The 577-nt window shown below is 44.7% G+C and carries 1 protein-coding gene; it reads left to right on the top strand.

Annotated elements, in window-relative coordinates; all coding sequences use genetic code 11:
* Nucleotides 1-371: 371 nt before the first annotated feature.
* Nucleotides 372-577, top strand: a 206-nt coding sequence (locus R7093_RS26880; RefSeq protein WP_318147230.1) for a hypothetical protein, incomplete at its 3' end; no start/stop codon positions are given.

The following is a 577-nucleotide window of genomic DNA, read 5'->3' as shown; positions in this document are numbered from 1 at the left end:
GCCACAAATAAAATGATTGATGCCAGTTGGCTAAAAGAGGGCCGGAAGTTTCTACGCTCAGCGATCAATAACGACTTGGCACCACTGTTTGTCAGAATGTGTACAGACTTAAAACAGCTTGAAGCTTTAGCTGATGAATACGATCTATAGCTGAGTACCAAAATGCTCGCCAGCAACACAGAGAGTCGAATTTAAAGACCTATCAAGCTCTAGCCCTAAAGACAGCCCCAAAAGCCCGTAAAGTTGATTTTAGCCGCTACCCTGCAATCAAAAAGATGCTTAAAGTGCGTTGTGATAGATATGAAAACCTAGGAGGCTTTTTATTTCCTGCTTGTGAACTTAAATCCAATCGAGCCAGCAGTTTTTCACCTGTGACGCGCCAATCGGTTTACCGCGTAATCGCAGCCATCAGGAGCAAACTGGAAACCAAAGCTAATAAGTTCAAAGAACTACTGGAAGGCATTCGTTTAGGGCTGCACTCAGCTCGAAAGTCAGCAGTTCAGCGCGTAGCTAATGCGCTGGATATTATGAGTGCTTCTCTTTTTATCGGTCACGGTAACGGAAGCGGGGATATAGC

It is taken from the genome of Vibrio sp. 1580, assembly GCF_033340055.1.
Note: the sequence above shows the minus strand (reverse complement) of the source record. Positions and strands in the feature narration are given on the sequence as shown.